18 protein-coding genes are annotated in these 19871 nt (G+C 73.1%); 14 read left to right on the top strand and 4 right to left on the bottom strand.

Annotated elements, in window-relative coordinates; all coding sequences use genetic code 11:
- Positions 1-13 precede the first annotated feature (13 nt).
- Positions 14-484, top strand: coding sequence for a GNAT family N-acetyltransferase (locus tag Pma05_RS17240; RefSeq protein ID WP_203858425.1), 471 nt, complete (start codon positions 14-16; stop codon positions 482-484).
- A 132-nt stretch (positions 485-616) separates the two neighbouring features.
- Here the strand turns inward: Pma05_RS17240 and rpmB are convergent, their stop codons facing one another.
- Entirely contained in the window at positions 617-808 is a 192-nt protein-coding gene (gene rpmB, locus Pma05_RS17235; RefSeq protein WP_101370273.1) for a 50S ribosomal protein L28, read from the bottom strand.
- Positions 809-1000: 192 nt separating this feature from the next.
- On the opposite strand from rpmB, the gene Pma05_RS17230 reads away from it, so the two are divergent.
- Together Pma05_RS17230 and recG are read left to right on the top strand one after the other, a co-directional pair.
- A complete protein-coding gene (locus tag Pma05_RS17230) occupies positions 1001-2635 on the top strand; it encodes a DAK2 domain-containing protein (RefSeq protein WP_203858424.1) in 1635 nt (544 codons plus the stop codon).
- Positions 2636-2816: 181 nt separating this feature from the next.
- A complete protein-coding gene (gene recG, locus Pma05_RS17225) occupies positions 2817-5066 on the top strand; it encodes an ATP-dependent DNA helicase RecG (RefSeq protein WP_203858423.1) in 2250 nt (749 codons plus the stop codon).
- Between the two features lie 141 nt (positions 5067-5207).
- Here the strand turns inward: recG and Pma05_RS17220 are convergent, their stop codons facing one another.
- The gene (locus tag Pma05_RS17220) at positions 5208-6152 is read right to left on the bottom strand and encodes a cell wall anchor protein (RefSeq protein ID WP_203858422.1); all 945 of its coding nucleotides are present in this window, start codon (positions 6150-6152) and stop codon (positions 5208-5210) included.
- 407 nt (positions 6153-6559) lie between these two features.
- On the opposite strand from Pma05_RS17220, the gene rsmD reads away from it, so the two are divergent.
- The 8 genes from rsmD to mutM all read left to right on the top strand — a co-directional run bounded on the left by rsmD (position 6560) and on the right by mutM (position 12392).
- A complete protein-coding gene (rsmD, locus tag Pma05_RS17215; RefSeq protein WP_203858421.1) occupies positions 6560-7141 on the top strand; it encodes a 16S rRNA (guanine(966)-N(2))-methyltransferase RsmD in 582 nt (193 codons plus the stop codon).
- Complete coding sequence (gene coaD, locus Pma05_RS17210) at positions 7138-7623, top strand: pantetheine-phosphate adenylyltransferase (RefSeq protein WP_203858420.1); 486 nt, start codon at positions 7138-7140, stop codon at positions 7621-7623. The genes rsmD and coaD overlap by 4 nt, the downstream gene beginning before the upstream one ends.
- Positions 7624-7972: 349 nt before the next feature.
- On the top strand, positions 7973-8470 hold the full coding sequence (locus Pma05_RS17205) for an ATP synthase subunit B family protein (RefSeq protein ID WP_203858419.1): 498 nt from the start codon (positions 7973-7975) through the stop codon (positions 8468-8470).
- A 130-nt stretch (positions 8471-8600) separates the two neighbouring features.
- The gene (locus Pma05_RS17200) at positions 8601-9164 is read left to right on the top strand and encodes a YceD family protein (protein ID WP_203858418.1); all 564 of its coding nucleotides are present in this window, start codon (positions 8601-8603) and stop codon (positions 9162-9164) included.
- Positions 9165-9172: 8 nt separating this feature from the next.
- Positions 9173-9346 carry a 50S ribosomal protein L32 gene (gene rpmF / locus Pma05_RS17195; RefSeq protein WP_203858417.1) on the top strand — a complete coding sequence of 58 codons (174 nt, stop codon included), beginning with the start codon at positions 9173-9175 and terminating at the stop codon, positions 9344-9346.
- 117 nt (positions 9347-9463) lie between these two features.
- Positions 9464-10441, top strand: coding sequence for a phosphate acyltransferase PlsX (locus tag Pma05_RS17190; protein WP_203858715.1), 978 nt, complete (start codon positions 9464-9466; stop codon positions 10439-10441).
- Between the two features lie 165 nt (positions 10442-10606).
- Positions 10607-11515: a ribonuclease III gene (rnc, locus tag Pma05_RS17185; RefSeq protein WP_239312513.1), complete on the top strand. Its 909-nt coding sequence runs from the start codon at positions 10607-10609 to the stop codon at positions 11513-11515.
- A gap of 13 nt (positions 11516-11528) precedes the next feature.
- A complete protein-coding gene (mutM, locus tag Pma05_RS17180; protein WP_203858416.1) occupies positions 11529-12392 on the top strand; it encodes a bifunctional DNA-formamidopyrimidine glycosylase/DNA-(apurinic or apyrimidinic site) lyase in 864 nt (287 codons plus the stop codon).
- 35 nt (positions 12393-12427) lie between these two features.
- Here mutM and Pma05_RS17175 read toward each other — a convergent pair whose 3' ends face one another.
- Complete coding sequence (locus Pma05_RS17175) at positions 12428-13252, bottom strand: endo alpha-1,4 polygalactosaminidase (protein WP_239312511.1); 825 nt, start codon at positions 13250-13252, stop codon at positions 12428-12430.
- 128 nt (positions 13253-13380) lie between these two features.
- Positions 13381-14598: a CAP domain-containing protein gene (locus tag Pma05_RS17170; protein WP_203858415.1), complete on the bottom strand. Its 1218-nt coding sequence runs from the start codon at positions 14596-14598 to the stop codon at positions 13381-13383.
- Positions 14599-15013: 415 nt separating this feature from the next.
- On the opposite strand from Pma05_RS17170, the gene Pma05_RS17165 reads away from it, so the two are divergent.
- The 3 genes from Pma05_RS17165 (at position 15014) to Pma05_RS17155 (ending at position 19857) form a co-directional block, all read left to right on the top strand.
- The gene (locus tag Pma05_RS17165) at positions 15014-15208 is read left to right on the top strand and encodes a hypothetical protein (RefSeq protein ID WP_203858414.1); all 195 of its coding nucleotides are present in this window, start codon (positions 15014-15016) and stop codon (positions 15206-15208) included.
- 446 nt (positions 15209-15654) lie between these two features.
- A complete protein-coding gene (gene smc, locus Pma05_RS17160) occupies positions 15655-19233 on the top strand; it encodes a chromosome segregation protein SMC (protein WP_203858413.1) in 3579 nt (1192 codons plus the stop codon).
- On the top strand, positions 19234-19857 hold the full coding sequence (locus Pma05_RS17155) for an HAD family hydrolase (protein ID WP_203858412.1): 624 nt from the start codon (positions 19234-19236) through the stop codon (positions 19855-19857).
- Positions 19858-19871: the final 14 nt, after the last annotated feature.

Genomic DNA, 19871 nt, shown 5'->3' with positions numbered 1-19871 from the left:
TACCCTTCACCGGGTGAGTGAGCTGGACATCCGCGTCGTCCCCTACGACTCCCCGGTCGCCCGGGAGCTGGTCGGCGCCGCACTGGCAGACCTGGCGCAGCGGTACGGCGGCAGCGAGGGCGACGAGACACCCGTGGCGGCGAACGAGTTCGAGCCGCCGGTCGGGGCGTTCCTGGTGGCGTACCTGGACGACGCGCCGATCGGCTGCGCCGGGTGGCGTACCCACGGCGACAGCGGCGACGTCGCCGAACTCAAGCGGATGTACGTCTCCCCGACGGCCCGTGGTCGAGGCGTCGCCCGGCGGGTGCTGTCGGCGGTCGAGGGCTCCGCCCGGGAGTACGGTCGGCGCCGGCTGATCCTGGAGTGCGGCGATCGACAGCCCGAGGCGATCGCCCTCTACCAGGGCAACGGCTACGAGCGGATCGCGGACTTCGGCTACTACCGCGACGCGCCGGGAGTCCTCTCGTTCGGCCGCTCGCTCTGACCCCGTCCCGATTCCTTCGAGCCTGTCGGCAGCCGTTATCGGGGCGTGGCCGGGTGGCGGGATCTGGTGCGGACAGCAACAGCCGCCGAAGCACTGCTCCGGCGGCTGTTCGTGCTTACGGGGTGCCCAGGCTCAGGCGCGGGCGACCTTGCCGGCCTTGATGCACGAGGTGCAGACCTTGAGCTTGCGGGTCGTGCCGCCACCCGCCGGGGTACGCACCGACTGGATGTTCGGGTTCCAGCGGCGGTTGGTCCGCCGGTGCGAGTGGGACACGTTGTGGCCGAAGCCGGGCCCCTTGCCACAGATGTCGCACACGCTAGCCACGGGATACTCCTGGATGTGATCGTCGTCAGGTTGCCGGCGGGGTGCTGGCCGGGCAACCTGGCCAGGGTACCCGATGCCCCGGTCGCCGGGCGAATCGGCTCCGCCGCTCCCGGCTTGCGGGCGGCGACGCGGTGGCCGGAGTCGTCCGGCAGTGCCAGCGGGGCGTCAGGGTACGCCAGTAGGCTTCTCGCCGTGCTGGAGACCCTCGACGCCGCGGCCCTGCACCGGTGGTGTGCCGGCGGGTTGGCCGCGCTCAAGCGGCACCAGGACGAGATCAACCAGCTCAACGTCTATCCGGTTCCCGACGGCGACACCGGCACCAACCTGGTGCTCACGATGACCTCCGCCGAGCAGGCGCTCCGGCTCGAACGGGACGATCCAGGCGTCGACGGACAGCCGGCACCCGCCCGGGTGTTGCGGCTGCTGGCCCGGGGCGCGCTGCTCGGTGCCCGGGGCAACTCGGGCGTGATCGTCTCGCAGATCCTGCGCGGCCTGGCCGACGCGCTCGGCGACACTCCCGAGGTGCGGGGGCGGGCGCTCGCGGCGGCGCTGCGGGCGGCCGGCACGGCGGCGTACTCGGCGGTGGCCGAGCCGGTGGAGGGGACCGTACTCAGCGTCCTCACCGCCGCGGCGACCGCCGCCGTACGGGCCGACACCGACGATCTCGCGGCGGTGACCCGGGCCGCCGCGACCGCCGCCGACGAGGCGCTGGCGCGTACCCCGGAGCAGTTGCCGGCGCTGGCCCGGGCCGGCGTGGTGGACGCGGGCGGACGTGGCCTCTGCGTCCTGCTCGACGCGCTGGTCGAGGTGGTCACCGGTGCCGCTCCGGACCGGCCCGAGGCCACCCCGGCACCACCCCGCCGGCCGTTGGAGGCCGCCCGGGAGACCGGCTCGACCGAGTACGCCTACGAGGTGCAGTTCCTGCTCGACGCCGACCTCCCGGCGGTACGCCGACTCCGGGCCGAACTCGCCCGGCTGGGCGACTCGCTGGTGGTGGTCGGGGACGAGGCGGACCCCACCGGCACGTCGACCTGGAACGTGCACGTACACGTCAACGACGTCGGGGCGGCGATCGAGGCCGGCGTGGTGGCCGGCCGGCCGTACCAGATCTCCGTCACCCGCTTCGCGGACCAGCTTCCGGATGTGGCCCCGCCAGCGACGGTGCTGGCGGGCGTGCCCGAGCGGGCGGCGGTGGTGGTCGCGTCCGGTCCCGGGCTCGCCGCGATCTTCGCCGGCGAGGGTGCGACCGTGGTGGACGGCAAGCCGTCCGCCGGGGAGCTGCTCGCGGCGGTCCGGTCGACCGGCGCGTCCCGGGCGGTGGTGCTGCCGAACGACCCGAACACCCAGGCGGTGGCACGGGTGGCGGCCGAGGAGGCACAGCCGTTCGGGATATCGGTGAGCGTGGTGCCGACCCGCTCCCCGGTGCAGGCGCTGGCCGCGCTCGCGGTCCGGGATCCGGCCCGGCGCTTCGCCGACGACGTGATCGCGATGGCCGAGGCGGCCGGCGCCTGCCGGTACGCCGAGGTCTGCCACGCCTCCCGGGAGGCGCTGACGGTTGCCGGCCGCTGCCAGCCGGGCGACGTGCTCGGGCTGGTGGACGGCGAGGTGCACCTGATCGGCGGCGACCTGGTGCAGACCTGCGCCGCGCTGCTCGACCGGATGCTCGGCGGCGGCGGTGAACTGGTCACCCTGCTGCTCGGCGCCGACGCCCCCGACGACCTGGCCGAGGTCCTCCGGACCCACCTGGCCCGGCGCTGGCCCTTCGTCGAGGTGCACCACTACTCCGGTGGCCAACCGTTCTACCCCTTGCTGGTGGGAGTCGAATGACGCTGCCGGGGAAGCCGGACGAGAAGTCGTGCCGGGGCACCCGGACGACGGCGCCGGGGAGACCGACCGGGGGCGCCGGGGAGACCGACCGGGGGCGCCGGGGAGCCGACCGAGGGCGCCGGGGGAGTAGTCGGATGACGGTGCGGGTGGAGGGCCGGATGAGAGCGCTCGTGGGGGGCCGATGACAGCCAACGGATCGACCTCGACTGGGACGGATCAGACCTCGGCCGACGTGGAGACGCCGCTGCGCAAGCTGGTCGGCGAGAAGACGGCGAAGGCGCTCGCCAGCCATCTCGACCTGCACACCGCCGGTGACCTGCTCTACCACTTCCCGCGCCGCTACGACGAGCGGGGCGAGCACACCGACATCCGCTCCCTGGAGGTCGGAGAGCAGGTGACGGTACTCGGCCAGGTGCAGCGTACGGCGGTCCGGCCGATGCGGCAGCGCCGGGGAAACCTGCTGGAGGTGACCGTCGGGGACGGGTCCGGCGGCGTACTGACGCTCACCTTCTTCGGCAACCAGGCGTGGCGGGAGCGGGACCTCAAGCCCGGTCGCTGGGGCATGTTCGCCGGCAAGGTCACCGAGTTCCGGGGCAAGCGGCAGCTCAACGGCCCGGAGTACGTCCTGCTCGGCGACGGCAGCGGCGACGGTGAGCCCGGCAGCGGCGGTGGCGAGGCGAGCGAGGAGATCGAGGAGTTCGCCGGAGCGCTGATCCCGGTCTATCCGGCCGCGGCGGCGGTGCCGACCTGGGTGATCGCCCGGTGCGTCCGGGTGGTAGTGGACACTGTCACCCCGCCGGAGGACCCGCTGCCGGCGACGCTGCGGGCCACCCGCAACCTGGTCGGGCTGGCCACCGCGCTGCGCGAGATCCACCGGCCGGCGAGCAAGGAGGAGCTGTACCGGGCCCGGCACCGGTTGAAGTGGGACGAGGCGTTCGCCCTGCAACTGACCCTGGTGCAGCGCAAGCACCGGGCATCCGCCTGGCCGGCGCAGCCCCGGCCGCGCCGCGAGGACGGCCTGCTGACCGCGTTCGACGCGCGGCTGCCGTACGAGCTGACCGCCGGGCAGCGCGCCGTCGGCGAGGAGGTCGCGGCGGATCTGGGTACCGCGCATCCGATGCACCGGCTGCTCCAGGGTGAGGTCGGTTCCGGCAAGACGGTCTGCGCACTGCGCGCGATGCTCCAGGTGGTCGACGCGGGCGGCCAGGCCGCACTGCTGGCCCCGACCGAGGTACTCGCCGCACAGCACTACCGGGGCATGCTCGACCTGCTCGGCCCGCTCGGCCGGGCCGGCGAGCTGGACGGCGACCCGGACGGTACCCGGCTGGCCCTGGTCACCGGCTCGCTCGGCGCGGCGGCCCGACGGCGGGCCCTGGAGACCGTCGCGGCCGGGGAGGCCGGGATCGTGGTCGGCACACATGCGCTGCTCTACGAGGGCGTCGACTTCGCCGACCTGGGGCTGGTGGTGGTGGACGAGCAGCACCGGTTCGGGGTCGAGCAGCGGGACGCGCTGCGGGCAAAGGCCGAGCAGCCGCCGCACGTGCTGGTGATGACCGCGACCCCGATCCCGCGCACCGTGGCGATGACCGTCTACGGGGACCTGGAGATCTCCACCCTCTCCCAGTTGCCGCGCGGGCGGTCGCCGATCGCCTCGCACGTCGTACCGGCGGCGGAGAAGCCGGCGTACCTGGACCGGGCCTGGCGCCGGCTCCGCGAGGAGGTCGCCGCCGGCCACCAGGCGTACGTGGTCTGCCCGCGCATCGGTGACCAGTCGGCGACCGCCGAGGAGGTCGGCGCGATCGGCGAGGACGGTCGACGTCCCCCACTGGCCGTGGCCGAGGTGGCACCGCTGCTCGCCGACGGCCCGCTGCACGGGCTGCGGATCGGCGTACTGCACGGCCGACTGCCGGCCGACGAGAAGGACTCGGTGATGCGGACCTTCGCGGCCGGCGAACTGGACGTGCTGGTGGCGACCACGGTGATCGAGGTCGGCGTCGACGTGCCGAACGCGACGGTGATGATCGTGCTCGACGCGGACCGGTTCGGCGTCTCCCAACTGCACCAGTTGCGGGGTCGGGTCGGCCGGGGTTCGGCCGCCGGGCTCTGCCTGCTGGTCACCGAGGCCGTGGAGGAGACGCCGGCCCGCGAGCGGCTCGACGCGGTCGCCTCCACCACGGACGGTTTCCGGCTGGCCGAACTCGACCTGGAGCAGCGGCGCGAGGGGGACGTACTCGGGGCGACCCAGTCCGGGCGACGCTCGCACCTGCGGCTGCTCTCGCTGCTGCGTGACAGCGAACTGATCCGGGACGCCCGGGTCGAGGCGGTTGCCCTGGTCGAGGAGGATCCGGAACTGGACCGGCATCCGGCGCTGGCAGCCTCGGTAGCCGCCCTGGTCGACGAGGAACGCGCCGAATACCTGGAGAAGGGCTGACGGTCCGCCGCTCCTCACACCGGCATCACGGTGCGGGCATTACAGGACGGCGGCGTACGCCGGAAAGTGCTGAGGGCGCGCCGACCGTTTCCGGTCGACGCGCCCTCAGGCGGTTGGTTCAGTTGGTGCGGTCGCTACCGATCAGGCGGTGAAGGTCACCCGACGGCGGCGGGCCACGATGTAGAGCACCACACCGGCGGCGAGCAGCAGCACCGCGCCGCCCGCGATGCCACCGGCAGCGGCACCGGTCAGCGGCAGGTCGCCACCGCCGCCGCCACCGCACTCCTCGGGCTGCTCGTACCCGATCGGCTCGCCCTCCAGGCCCTCACCACTGGGGGTGACGGTCAGGCCCTCCTTGGCCGGGAACGAGACGCTGCCGGTCTTGCCCGGCGCGACCGTCAGGGTCTTGGCCTCGCCCTCGTTGGGGGTGAGGACGACGCTGATCTCCGCGTCCGTGGTGTTCTCGAGCGTGATGATCAGCTCGTCACAGGTGGACTCGTAGGTGCCCACCGGCTCGACCGGCTCCGGCGTGGTCGACGGGGTCGGCTCCGGGGTCGGGGTGGCCGGCGGGGTCGGCTCCGGGGTCGGCGTGGCCGGCGGGGTCGGCTCCGGGGTCGGGGTGACCGGCGGGGTCGGCTCCGGGGTGGTCGGCGGAGTGGTGGGCGGGGTGGCGCACTTGCCCTTGTCCTTGGCCTCGACCTTGCGGAACTCCTTGACCACACGGTCCGGGCGCTTCCACTTGGCCTCGACGAGCAGGCTCTTGTCGAGCTGGCCCTTCGACGGAGCCGTACGGGTCTCGGTGCCCGTGAGCGGCGCGCCGCCCTTCGGGTTCATCTCGGCGCCGACCTGGATCTCGCCGACCGCACCGGGCTCGACCCGGATGACCTCAGCCTTGATGTTCTCGCTGTTGCCGACCGTCCACTGGAACTCGTAGTTGTTGCTCCCCTGGACCTTGCAGAAGCTGCCGTAGATCTCGGGGTGGTGGGCGCTGGCCGGGGCGGCAATCGCGACTGCGGCGCCGAGGCCGAGGAACGCGGCCCCAAGAACAGCAGCCGAACGCCGGAGCGACAGCTTAGGACGGATCACGCGTACTCCTGAGAGATGAGGGCGTCATGGTACGACGCGGGTGGGAGGCGAGCGGGGGCGCCATGGGGTGGCGCTCGACCCTGCGAGTACCGCCTCTTCGACGTCGTAGGCCGGCAAGCGGCAGCCGGCACAGCGCACGACCTTAGCGATCGACGTGGTACAGAAACAGCCTTCAGGGTCCTCTAACGATGATGTTGTCAATTCGAGATGATTGATAGACGGGCGGTAGTGAACCTATTTCCCTCGGTGTACGCACCGTGCCTGTTTGTCTGTTGCCGTTCATCGGAAGCGTGTTGCCACCCGGGGCGAACCGGCATCACCGACGCGTCGCGTAGCGTCGCTGTCATGCAGGAGACGTCCACGCAGGAGACGTCGATGCCGGAGACGTCCACGCGGGAGGCGTCAGGATGACCCGGATCGTGGCGGGCGTACTCGGCGGGCGCCGGATCGCCGCTCCGCCCGGCGGGCGTACCCGGCCGACCAGCGACCGGGTACGCGAGGCGTTGTTCAGTGCGATCGAGGCGAGTACGGAGCTGGTCGGCGCGCGCTTCGCCGACCTCTACGCCGGCTCCGGCGCGGTGGGCCTGGAGGCGCTGTCCCGGGGCGCCGCCCAGGTGCTGCTGGTCGAGTTCGATCCCCGGGCCGCCCGCACCATCCGGGAGAACCTCGCCGCGCTGCGCTCGACTCCGGCCAGCCCGGTCGCCGGCAGCGCTCGGCTGGTCACCGGCAAGGTCGCCCAGGTGCTCGGCACCCCGCCCGAGGGCGGCCCCTACGACGTCGTCTTCGCCGACCCGCCGTACGCCGTACCGGATTCGGAGCTGGTGGCGGTGCAGGCCGCGCTGCGCGACCAAGGCTGGCTGGCCCCGGACGCCCTGCTGGTGATCGAGCGGTCCAGCCGGACCGGGGAGCTCGACTGGGTGCAAGGGATCACTGCCCAGCGCAGTCGCCGTTACGGCGAGACCACTCTTTGGTACGGTCGCCGATCGTGAGACGTGCGGTCTGTCCCGGCTCCTTCGATCCGGTCACCAACGGTCACCTCGACATCATCGGCCGGGCGAGCCGGCTCTTCGACGAGGTGATCGTCGGCGTGTTGATCAACGAGTCCAAGCGCGGGCTGTTCACCGTCGACGAGCGGATCGACATGCTTCGCGAGGTGACCGGCTCCTACGGCAATGTCCGGGTGGAGTCGTTCCAGGGTCTGTTGGTCGACTTCTGCCGGGCCCAGCAGGCTGGCGTCGTGGTACGCGGGCTGCGCGCGGTCAGCGACTTCGACTACGAGTTGCAGATGGCCCAGATGAACATCGGGCTGGCCGGCGTCGAGACCCTCTTCATGCCCACCAGCCCGCTGCACTCGTTCCTCTCGTCGAGCCTGGTCAAGGACGTGGCGAAGTGGGGCGGCGACGTCTCGCCGCACGTACCGGACGTGGTCCGCGAGCGGCTGCGGGAGCGGCTGCTCGGCCCGGGCTCCTGACCGACCGGCACCTCCGGGCCACAGCCCTTCCGTCCGCGCGCCGGCCGGCACCAACCCTGATCCGCCGGCCGGCAACAAGGTGATCCGCTGGCCGGCACCGACGCCGATCCGCCGGCACCGACCGGCCGCCGACGGCGAGGCGACGGTGGCGGCGGATCGGCGGCGAGGCGACGGCGGCGGCGATGGCGACGTCCGGGCGTTCCCGTCCTGGTCGGGGCCTTGGCGACGCGCCGTCCCCGGGGCGATCACCGACCGGGTACGGGCCGCACCGCATCATTGGTTGAGCAGCAACCCGGTCCGACGGCCCATCATGTATGTCGACCGAAGCAACGACGGGAGTGAGGTACCGGTGGACCCGCTCGATCGCATAGACGAGATCATCGGCATTGTGGAGACGGCGCGGTCCGTCCCGATGTCCCGCAACAACGCCATGGTCGACCGTGCCGAGATGATCGGCGCCCTCGAGGAACTGCGCGTCGAGCTGCCTGTCGAACTGCGCCGGGCGGCGGCGCTGCTCGAAGAGCGCGACAAGATCATGGACGCCGGCAAGCGTGAGGCGGACCGGATCATCAGCGAGGGCGAGGCGGAGCATGCCCGGCTGGTCTCGGTCAACGAGATCACCGTCTCCGCCGAGCACGAGGGCGCCCGGATCATCGCGGAGGCCCGGGCCGAGGCCCAGCGGCTCCGCGAGGAGGTCGACGACTACGTCGACACCGCGCTGGCCAACTTCGAGCAGTTCCTGACCCGGGCACTCGCCTCCATCGAGCGCGGGCGGGACAAGATGCACGCGCTGCGGGAGATCGGCACGTTCGGCGGGGAGGAGAACGAGCGCCCGCTGCCGTTCTGACCCGTACTGTCCGGATCGGCGGGCGGGGCGGACGCACCCTTCCAGGCCCGGCCAGCTCGCCCCGGTTCGACGCTAAGCCCGCTGCTCAGGTAACCTGTTTCGTCGGCCTCGCACAGGCCGGAGTCTGACTATGCCCAAACATCTGCCGACCCATCTCAACCCCAGGTCGCCGCTGGTCCTCGACACGAGGGAACTGCCGCGCCGACCTGGAGTGTTGCGTACGGTCAGTCGGACGGTGGCGGCACCGGCGGACCTCGGCGTGGAGCTGATCGGCGTGCCGGAGGGCGCGGACCTGAACCTCGACCTGAGGCTCGAGTCGGTGTCCGAGGGCGTACTCGTCTCGGGGACCGTCACCGGTCCGATCCAGGGCGAGTGCGGCCGTTGCCTGTGCCCGATCACGGACTCGCTGGTCGTCCCGATCCAGGAGCTGTACGCCTACGCGCACAGCACCACGGACGAGACGACCGACGAGGACGAGGTGGGCCGGATGCAGGGCGACCTGATCGACCTGGAACCGGCGCTACGGGACGCGGTGGTGCTCGCACTGCCGACCAACCCGGTGTGCCGGGAGGACTGCCCAGGACTGTGCCCCGAGTGCGGGGTGCATTGGGACGAGCTGCCGGCTGAGCACAGCCACCAGCAGGTCGACCCGCGCTGGGCGGGCCTGTCGCAACTGACCCGTCAAGAGGAGTAGGAAGAACCGTGGCCGTCCCCAAGCGCAAGATGTCGCGCAGCAACACCCGGTCCCGCCGGGCGAACTGGAAGACCACCGCGGTCGCGACCGTCGCCTGCCCGCAGTGCAAGTCGCCGAAGCTGCCGCACGCGGCCTGCGGCGTCTGCGGCACCTACAACGGCCGCCAGGTCATCGAGGTCTGACCTCCTGGAGACCGAGTGACGCCACCGACCTCCGGTCGGACGGCGCACCCGCCCTGGCGACTGCCCGGTGCACCGGCTCCCGCCGACGCCGACCGACCCTGGACGGCCGGCGTTCCCGTGGAGCCGGGCACCGTGCGGATCGCCGTCGACCTCCTCGGCGGGGACGAAGCTCCCGCCGTCGTGGTTGACGGCGCTCTGCGGGCGTTCCGCGCTGATCCCGACCTGCGCCTACTGCTCGTCGGCCCCGCCGAGGTGGCCGACGAGCTGATCGCCGTGCTCGGCCCGGCCGACCGCGACCGGATCGCGGTGCTGCCGGTCCGCGACGTCGTCGCGACGAACGGGGATCCCGCCGCGATCGTCCGCTCCGAGAACACCATCCAGGCCGCGGTGGCGGCGGTGCTCGACGGTACGGCCGACGCGGTGGTCTCGGCCGGCGCGACCGGCGCGACCGTCACCGCCGCCGTACTCGGCTTCGGCCGCTGGCCCGGCGTACGCCGGCCCGCGCTGGTCGCCACCCTGCCCGCGCTGGACGGCCCGGTCGTGCTGCTCGACGTCGGCGGCTCCCTGGAGGCCCGGCCGGCCACCCTGGCCCGGCACGCCGTACTCGGTGCGGCATATGCGGCGGTCACCCACGGGGTGCCGGAGCCCCGGGTCGGGCTGCTGTCGATCGGTACCGAACCGGGCAAGGGCGACCGGATCCGCCGAGCCGCCGACCCGGTCCTGGCCGAGCAGGCGCTGCCGGCCGGTGCCCGCTACGTGGGCCTGGTCGAGGGGTACGACGTGGCGTTGGGCAACCGAGCCGACGTCGTCGTCACCGACGGGTTCACCGGAAACGTCCTGCTCAAGGGGATCGAGGGCGCGTATGCGATGGCCGGCGGCCCGCCCGCCAGCGGTGGTCCGCCCCGGGCCGCCACCCTGCTGGGGGTGGCCGGTGCCGTGGTGGTCTGCCACGGTGCGGCCGGGGACGACGACGTCGCGTCGGGCATCGCGCTCGCCGCACACCTGCACCGCCGCCGGACCATCCCGGCGGTGTCCGCGCTGCTCGCCGAGCCCACCACGACCGGTCGGACCACCGACACCGAGGTGCCGGCATGAGCGAGCGAATCAGCCTGCTCAGGGCCCGGCACGTCCACCCTGGGGCGGGGGAGACGGCATGAGCGGACAGCGGCTCACCACCCTCCCCGGGCGCGAGCGCAACGAGCGAATCAGCCAGCCGAGTCGCCCTGGTCGGGGCGGCGGCGGGCGAAGCGAGGAGACGGCATGACCAAGGACAAGCGGCGGCGACCGCCGATCACGCACCTGGAGGCGGCGTTCGGGATCGCCCTCGACCCGGAACTGCTGGAGCGGGCCCTCACCCACCGGTCCTTCGCGTACGAGAACGGTGGCCTGCCGACCAACGAGCGGCTGGAGTTCCTCGGCGACTCGGTACTGGGAGTGGTGATCACCACGGCGCTCTTCCACAACCATCCGGACCTGCCCGAGGGACAGTTGGCGAAGCTGCGGGCCAGCGTGGTCAACATGCGGGCGCTGGCCGACGTCGCCCGGCGGCTCGGCCCGGCCGGGCTCGGACCCTACCTGCTGCTGGGCAAGGGTGAGGAGAGTACCGGCGGGCGGGACAAGGCGAGCATCCTCGCCGACACCCTGGAGGCGCTGCTCGGCGCGATCTACCTCCAGTACGGCCTGGACACCGTCGCCATCGTCATCCACCGGCTCTTCGACCCGCTGATGGCGGAGTCGGCCGGTCGGGGGGCCGCGCTGGACTGGAAGACCAGCCTCCAGGAGCTGACCGCCGCGCTCGGGCTGGGCGTCCCGGAGTACCGGATCGACGAGGCCGGGCCCGACCACGCCAAGACCTTCACCGCCTGGGTGGTGGTGGCCGGCCGGAAGTACGGCGGTGCCGACGGCCGCAGCAAGAAGGAGGCCGAGCAGCGGGCCGCCGAGGCCGCCTGGCGGACCCTCTCCGAGCAGCAGAACGAGACCGTCGCCGTCGACCAGCCCGGTGACCAGCACGTCGACCAGCCCGTTGAGGCGGCCGTCGAGGCGGCACCCGACGGCGTCGGCCCCGTCGTCGAGACCGACCCGGGCCGGCCGGTCGTCGCGGCCTCCGGCGGGCCGGCCGACGCCGACCACCGCAATCCGGGTACGGCCGCCGACGCCGTGCCGAACTGAACGAAGGTGCCGCATGCCTGAGCTGCCAGAGGTGGAGACGGTCCGGGAGGGGCTGTCCCGCTGGGTGACGAGTCGGCGGATCGCGACCGTCGAGGTACGCCATCCGCGCGCCGTACGCCGGTACCTGCCCGGCGCCGAGCACTTCGCCGCGGTGCTCGCCGGACGGACGATCCTGGACGCCCGGCGGCGCGGCAAATACCTGTGGCTGCCGCTGGACAGCGGTGACGCGATCGTCGGACACCTCGGGATGTCCGGGCAGTTGCTGGTCCGGCCGACCGAGGCGGCCGACGAGACCCACCTGCGGATCCGGTTCACCTTCGACGACGGCGGCACCGACCTGCGCTTCGTCGACCAGCGCACCTTCGGCGGCCTGGCGGTCTCCGAGGGCGGCGCGACCCTGCCGGCCGAGATCGCGCACATCGCCCGGGACCCGATGGATCCGGACTTCTCCGACACCGACTTCGTGGCCGCGACCCGGCGGCGGCGTACCGAGGTGAAGCGGGCGCTGCTCGACCAGACCCTGATCTCCGGGGTCGGCAACATCTACGCCGACGAGGCGCTGTGGCGGGCCCGGCTGCACGGCGCCCGACCGACGGAGGCACTCACCGGTCCGGCGATCACCCGACTGCTCGGCCACGTCCGGGACGTGCTCGGCGAGGCGATCAAAGAGGGCGGCACCAGCTTCGACGCGCTCTACGTCAACGTCAACGGCGAGAGCGGCTACTTCGACCGCGAACTGAACGTGTACGGCCGGGAGGGCCTGCCCTGCCGCCGCTGCGGTACGCCGATCCGCCGCGAGGCGTTCATGAACCGGTCGTCGTTCAGCTGCCCCCGCTGCCAGCCCCGCCCCCGAACGGCGGCGCGGCCGACCCGCTGACGCGCCCGTCCGGCTCGACGTGGTGACCGGCTCGGTCAGGGCGGGCAGACGTCCCGGCGTACCCCGAGGTCGCGGTCCTTGCGGATCGAGGTGAGGCCGTAGCCGACCGAGGTGGTGCAGAATTCGGCGGTCGACCCCTGGTACTCGACGTGGAACACCGGCTTCCCCGCCTGGGTGAACGGCACCAGCCGGGCACACTCGGTACGCCGGACGCACTCCTCGTTGACCGCGAAGTCGAAGTACGGCTCCAGCGCCAGTACCTGGTCGATGTCGTTGGCGAGGCCCGGGGCGAGGTGTGCCTGCCGGGCCAACTCGGCGACGCGCCGGTTGAAGGTGAGCTGGTCGTCGAAGGTCAGCGGAAAGCCCGACCGCTGCTGGTAGCCGTCCATCCCGACCGGCAGTACGGCGACGAACCCCTTGCCCCGGCAGAGCCGGAACCGGTCGGCGATTATCGGTTCGAGGACCGACCACTGCCGGATGTCCAGCCACCGGCCGCGCGGCGTACCCGACGGTTGACCCGGCACCCGGGCCGGCGCACCGAGTACGACTGCCGGAAACCGTCCCGCGTCCTGCCGGGACTCCTGGTGGATCCCGACCTCGACGTGGCAGACCAGCCGTCGCCCGTCCGCCCGCAGCCGTCGGGCGGTCTCCAGCGACGTCCGGAAGCCGTCGAGTACGTACACCTGGGCGTCGACGGTGGGATCGAGCTGACCGCTGACCTGCCACTGCCAGCTCGGCGTCGAGCCACCCGGCCACGGTGGCACCGGAGTGGACCGGTCCGGCAGGAGGCGACACCCCTGGGCCGGCAGCAGCAGCGCGACCGCGAGGACCAGTCCGGCGGCCCGGCGTACCCCGGACACCTCAGCCAGCAGCGCTAAGCACGGCCGCGCACCCCCTCGTACCGGCCAACGAGCCAGCCGGTACGAGGGGCACGGCGGCCGGGGAGGTGCCGCCGGAGCCGCAGCACAGCCAATGGCGTCAGAGCAGGTCAGGCGACCGCGCCGAACATCTGGGTCCAGTAGAGCCGGCCGTCGGCCCCGGTGGCCACCCCGACCCCCATCGCCTTGGCGTCGCAGTTGAGGATGTTGGCCCGGTGTCCGGAGCTGTTCATCCAGCCGTCCATCACGGCGGCGGCGTTCTCGTAGCCCATGGCGACGTTCTCACCGATCGGCCGGTCGTAACCGGCCCGCCGGGCACGTTCCACGAAGTCGCTGCCGTCGCTGCCGGTGTGCGACATGTTGGTGTGCTCGCCCTGGTCCTGGCTGTGCAGCCGGGCCGCCTTGGCCAGGTCGGCGTTCACCACCACCGCACCGCAGCCGTTGGCGGCACGCTCCCGGTTGACGATCGCGAGTACCTGCGCCTCCTGGCTGCTTCCCGTCTCGCCCGCCCCGGACCCCGACCGGGCCGGCGTACGCGGCGCGGCCGGGCTGGTCGTCCGGGGCGGCTTCGGCGCGGTGGTGGTGACCTTGGGCTTGGCGGCCGGCCGGGTGGCGGTCGCGGTCGGCGTCGGGGTGGCGGTCGGCTCGGCGGTCCCGGTCGGCTCCGGGGTCGCCAGATCCGTGGACTCCTCCGGGCCGGCCGCCTCGACCGCCGGCTGGCCCTCGCGGTTGCCGGCCGGCGAGCCGGCGAGGCTCGGCGGCAGCAGGGCCGCACCGACGCCGAAGACGCCGAGCAGCGCGGTCACCGCGACACCCAGGCCGACCGGGCCACGCAACCTGGTCGGTCGACGGTGCCGGCCGGAGCCGCCCCGGTCGGCACGTGCGCCGTCGAGCTGGCGGTCGCCGGAGGGTACCCGACGACCCGAGCCGCCGTCGGCGTCCCGGCCCAGCTCGAACGCGCCGAGGTCCGCGGGCTCGTCCGCCCAGCGGGCCGCGGCATGCTCCCGCCGCTCGGTCGGCTCGTCCACCCGGTCGAGCCCGGCCCGTCGCCAGCGCTCGGCGACCTCGTCCACCCAGCCCTCCTCGTCGGGACCCGGGACCCGAGCCGGCTCGTCGGCCCAGCGGGCATCGCCGTGCTGGTCGGCCCGCTCGTCGGGCCAGCGGCCGTCGCCGTGCGGGTTGTCCGGCGCGTCGGGCCAGCCGGGGTGCCCGCCGGGACGGGAGGGATCATCCGGATGACCGGCGCGGGCGGCCGGGTAGGCAGCACCGTTGTCGGGAAGGCTGTCGCCGCCGTCCTCCCACTCGGTCTGCTCGCTCCACCCCTGCACGCTGCGCCTCCGTTGCTTCCGGATCCCGGTTTTGCCTGGTCGCTGACCGTGCGGACGCTACGCGGGCCCACCAGCCGGGGGCAACGTGGCTAAGGAAGATATAAGGGGGGACCCGCCGGCGGGATTGTGCTGCTGGCCAGGGGTGACGTCGATCCGGACATCGATGGGGGATAGACTTCCGTCGTCCGGACAGTGCCTTGGTTCGTGCCTGCGCGGCAAGCCCTCGGTCAGCGAGTGGTTGACGGCACAGGTGGCCTGTGCCCCGGTGAAACTTGACTCAGCCGGGACATCGGCACACTATGTAAGTGTCGCCAGTCGCGCCCGACCATGCCCGCGTTTGCCTGCGGGCGGGTAGTCGCGTACGAGTTGGGCGCGCGTTGGCCGGCTTTCCGGCAGCGCATTACAAGGAGACGATATGGCGAAGGCCCTCTACGGCCACGTTGGTGCGGCGCCTGACCGGCGCCTCCTCGACGAGGTCACCCGACTGCGTGCCAGGGTTCAGGCACTGGAGTTCGAGACGACGCGGTTGCGTGCCGAGAACGATCGGCTCGCGGCGGCGGCTGCCGAGGCAGACGATCTGCTGCGGCTGGCCGAGCCCGCGCTGACCTGAGCTCCGGGCGTCGGGCAACCGGCGCCCCGCCTGACAACTGAATCGCACCAGAAAAAGCGCGCCGACACATCTGTGGCGGCGCGCAGTTCTGTTTCCCCGGGTACGCCCGTTCCCCGGGTACGCCCGTTCCCCGGGTACGCCTCCCGCCGGTCCCGTCCCCGCCCGGTGGGAGTACGGCGCCCGGTGGGAGTACGGCGGCCGGTCGTGTCCTACCCGGGCTTCGGAGCACCGGATACGCTGGTCGCTGCGTGCCGCGTCGAGCAGGACGACCGCCCCCGGGTTACCCTGCGGGTTGACCAGGCTCCCGCCGCCGGGGGCACAATCTCCGCCGAGTTCGGGCGCGGCCGAGCGGCTGACGAGCGGTCGGGGCGGTACCGGACCGGGAGCGGGACGGACCGGGAAGCGTCGAGTCTGCCCGGCGGTCGCGCCGGACGAGGATCGGGAACGTGTATCTCAAGAGCCTGACGGTGAAGGGCTTCAAGTCCTTCGCCTCCAGCACGACCTTCAAGCTGGAGCCGGGGATCACCTGCGTGGTGGGTCCCAACGGCTCGGGCAAGTCGAACGTCGTCGACGCGATCGCCTGGGTACTCGGCGAGCACAGCGCGAAGGCGCTGCGTGGCGGCAAGATGGAGGACGTGATCTTCGCCGGTACCGCCGGCCGGGCACCGCTGGGTCGGGCCGAGGTCACCCTGACGATCGACAACACCGACGGCGCGCTGCCGATCGACTACACCGAGGTGTCGATCACCCGCCGGATGTTCCGGTCCGGCGAGAGCGAATACGAGATCAACGGCGACTCCTGCCGGCTCCTCGACATCCAGGAACTCCTCTCCGACTCCGGCATCGGCCGGGAGATGCACGTGATCGTCGGGCAGGGCCAGCTCGACGCCGTACTGCACGCGAAGCCGGAGGACCGGCGGGCCTTCATCGAGGAGGCGGCGGGGGTACTCAAGCATCGCAAGCGCAAGGAGAAGGCGCTGCGCAAGCTCGACGCGATGCAGGTCAACCTGAACCGGCTGACCGATCTGACCGCCGAGCTGCGCCGCCAGCTCAAGCCGCTGGGCCGGCAGGCCGAGGTGGCCCGACGGGCCCAGGGGATCCAGGCCGACCTGCGGGACGCCCGGCTGCGGCTGCTCGCCGACGACCTGGCCACGCTCCGCTCGACGCTGGACAAGGAGATCGCCGACGAGGCGGCCCTGCGGCAGCGCCGCGAGCAGGTCGAGGCGGAACACGCCGAGGTGCAGTCCCGGCTCGCCGAGTTGGAGGAGGCGCTCGCCGAGGACGCCCCGCTGCTGGCCCGGGCCCAGGACACCTGGTATCGGCTCTCCGCGCTCACCGAGCGGTTCCGCTCGACAGAGCAACTCGCGCGGGAGCGGCTGCGGCACCTGAGTACCACGCCGGACGACGAGCGGCCGGGACGGGACCCCGAGCGGTTGGAAGCCGAGGCCGAGGAGGTGCGGGCGCACGAGGAGGAGCTGCGCGCCGCGCTCACCGAGGACCAGATCCGGCTGGCCGAGGCGGTGGAGAGCCGCCAGCAGCTCGAACGGCAGCTCGCCGAGGCCGAACGCGCGCTGGTGGCGGCCGCGAAGGCGATTGCCGACCGGCGCGAGGGGCTGGCGAAGCTGACCGGGCAGGTCAACTCGGCGCGGGCGCGTACCGGGTCGGCGGCCGAGGAGATCGAACGGCTCGCCGCCGCGCACGCCGACGCGCAGGTGCGGGCGGAGCAGAGTCAGAACGAGCTGGACGCCGTCGCCGAGCAGTCCTCGGAGGCGGATCGGGACAACGCCGAGCTGGACGCCCGGCACGCCGAGGCGGTCGCCGCGCAGGAGGAGGCGGCGGCGCGGGTGCGTACCCTCTCCGATGCCGAACGGGCGGCGGAGAAGGACGCGGCGACCTGGAAGGCCCGGGAAGAGGCGCTGGCGATGGGGCTGCGCCGCAAGGACGGCGCCGGGGCGCTGCTGGCCCGCGCCGACCAGGTACCGGGACTGCTGGGCAGCCTGGCCGGGATGCTGACCGTCGCGCCCGGGCACGAGGCGGCGCTGGCCGCCGCGCTCGGCTCGCTGGCCGACGCCGTGGCGGTGGCCGGGGTGGACGAGGCGGCCGAGGCGATGCGGTGGCTGAAGATCCAGGACGCCGGCCGGGCCGAGCTGCTGGTCGGCGGCCACGCCGGACCGGGCATGATCGGCTCGCCGGACGCACTCCGCCCCGCCCTGCCGGCCGGGGCGCGCTGGGCGCCGGACCTGGTCGGCTGCCCCGACGAGGTACGCCCGGCGGTGCACCGGGCGCTCCGCGACGTCGTACTCGTCGACACGCTGGAGGCCGCGACCAAGCTGGTGGCCGGCAACCCCGAGCTGCGTGCGGTGACCGCCGACGGTGACGTGGTCGGCGGCTACGCGGCGGCCGGCGGCTCGGCCAAGGCACCGAGCTTCCTGGAGGTGCAGGCCGCCGTCGAGGAGGCCCGGACCAACCGGGTCGCCGCCGAGCAGACCATCGCCGAGCTGCGCGAACAGCTCGGCGAGGCCCGCGAGGAGGTGGCCGAGCGCAAGCAGGAGGTGGCCGCCGCCGCAGCCGTGAAGCGGGACGCGGAGGGGCAGCGCAACGCCGCCGCCCGCCGGCTCGCCGAGCTGGGCGCCGCCGCCCGGTCGGCCAAGGCCGAGATGGACCGGCTGGCCGAGTCGCGGGGCCGCGCCGAGCAGGCCCGGGAGCACGATCTCGCCGGCCTGGCCGAACTGGAGGAGCGGCTCAGCCTGGCCGAGGCGACCCCGATCGACGCCGACCCGTCCACCGAGGAGCGGGACGAGTTGGCCGCGTACCTGCCGCAGGCGCGGCAGAACGAGATGGAGGTCCGGCTCGCGGTGCGTACCGCCGAGGAGCGGGTCGCCTCGATCGCCGGCCGCGCCGACTCGCTGGCCCGGCAGGCCGCCGCCGAGCGGGCCGCCCGGGAGCGGGCCGCCGCCCGGCGGGCCGCCCGGGCCCGGGGCGCCGGTATCGCCCGGGCCGTCGAGTTCGGCGCCCGGGAGGCGCTGACCAGGCTCGCGGTGTCACTGGCCGCAGCCGAGCAGACCCGGGACGCCGTCGCGGCGGCCCGGTCCGCCCGGGAGGCCGAACTCCAGGAGGTACGCGGCGCGGCCAAGCGGCTCGGCGCCGACCTGGAGCGGCTGACCAGCGCGGTACACCGGGACGAGGTGGCCCGGGCCGAGCAGCGGCTGCGGATCGAGCAGTTGGAGGCGAAGGCGGCCGAGGACTTCGGGCTGGACGTGGAGACGCTGATCTCCGAGTACGGTCCGCAGCAGCCGGTCCCGCCCAGCCAGGCCGAGATCGCCGCCGCCGAGAAGGACGACCGGTCGGCCCCCGAACCGGTGCCGTTCGAGCGGCCGGTGCAGGAGAAGCGGGCCGCCAAGGCGGAACGCGAACTGGCCCTGCTCGGCAAGGTCAACCCGCTGGCCCTGGAGGAGTTCGCCGCCCTGGAGGAGCGCTACAAGTTCCTCTCCGAGCAGCTCGAAGACCTGAAGGCGACCCGCCGGGACCTGCTCACCGTGGTCAAGGACGTGGACGACCGGATCCTGGAGGTCTTCGCCAGCGCCTACCACGACACCGCCCGGGAGTTCGAGCAGGTCTTCACCGTGCTCTTCCCCGGCGGCGAGGGGCGGTTGGTGCTCACCGACCCGGAGGACCTGCTCACCACCGGCGTCGAGGTCGAGGCCCGCCCGCCGGGCAAGAAGATCAAGCGGCTGTCGCTGCTCTCCGGCGGCGAGCGGTCGCTGACCGCCGTCGCGATGCTGGTGGCGATCTTCCGGGCCCGACCCAGTCCGTTCTACATCATGGACGAGGTCGAGGCGGCGCTCGACGACGTCAACCTGGGCCGGCTGATCACCCTGATGGCCCAGTTGCGGGAGAAGAGCCAGCTCATCGTCGTCACCCACCAGAAGCGCACGATGGAGGTCGCCGACGCCCTGTACGGCGTGACCATGCGCAGCGGCGTGACCCAGGTGATCAGCCAACGGCTCAGCAACGAGGAGGACTGAATGGCCCGGCGGGAACGCCCGACCGCCCTGCTGGTGGATCTGGACGGGGTGTTGCGGCGGTGGGACCCGGAGAGCACCGCCGCCGTCGAGCGCCGGTACGGGCTGCCGGCCGGCGCGCTCTACGACACCGCGATGCAGTCGTCGCTGCTGCAACCGGCGGTCACCGGGCAACTCAGTCACGCCGACTGGCTGGCCGGGATCGCCGACGCGCTCGCCGAGCCGGCCGGTGGGCCGGACCGGGCCCGGGCGGCGGTGCAGGAGTGGCAGGCCGACCGGGGCACCGTGGACCCGGAGGTACTCGGCTTCGTCCGCGAGGTGCGGGCGGCCGGGATCCGGGTCGGACTGGCCACCAACGCCACCGACCTGCTCGACGCCGACCTGGCGCTGCTCGGGCTGACCGACGAGGTGGACGTGGTGGTCAACTCGTCCGAGCTGGGCGTCTCCAAGCCGTCGAAGGAATACTTCCAGCGGGCCTGTCTGGCCGTCGGCGTCCCGCCGGCCCAGGTGCTCTTCGTCGACGACTCGGACCGGTCGGTTCGGGGGGCCCGGGTGGCCGGGCTGTCGGCGTACCGGTGGAGCGGGGCGGAGGACCTGCGCTACCTGCGCGCCGCGCTGGCCCGGTGAGCGGCCCCGTTCGG

This window comes from Plantactinospora mayteni (assembly GCF_016862935.1).
Classification (GTDB): Bacteria; Actinomycetota; Actinomycetes; order Mycobacteriales; family Micromonosporaceae; genus Plantactinospora; species Plantactinospora mayteni.
Note: the sequence above shows the minus strand (reverse complement) of the source record. Positions and strands in the feature narration are given on the sequence as shown.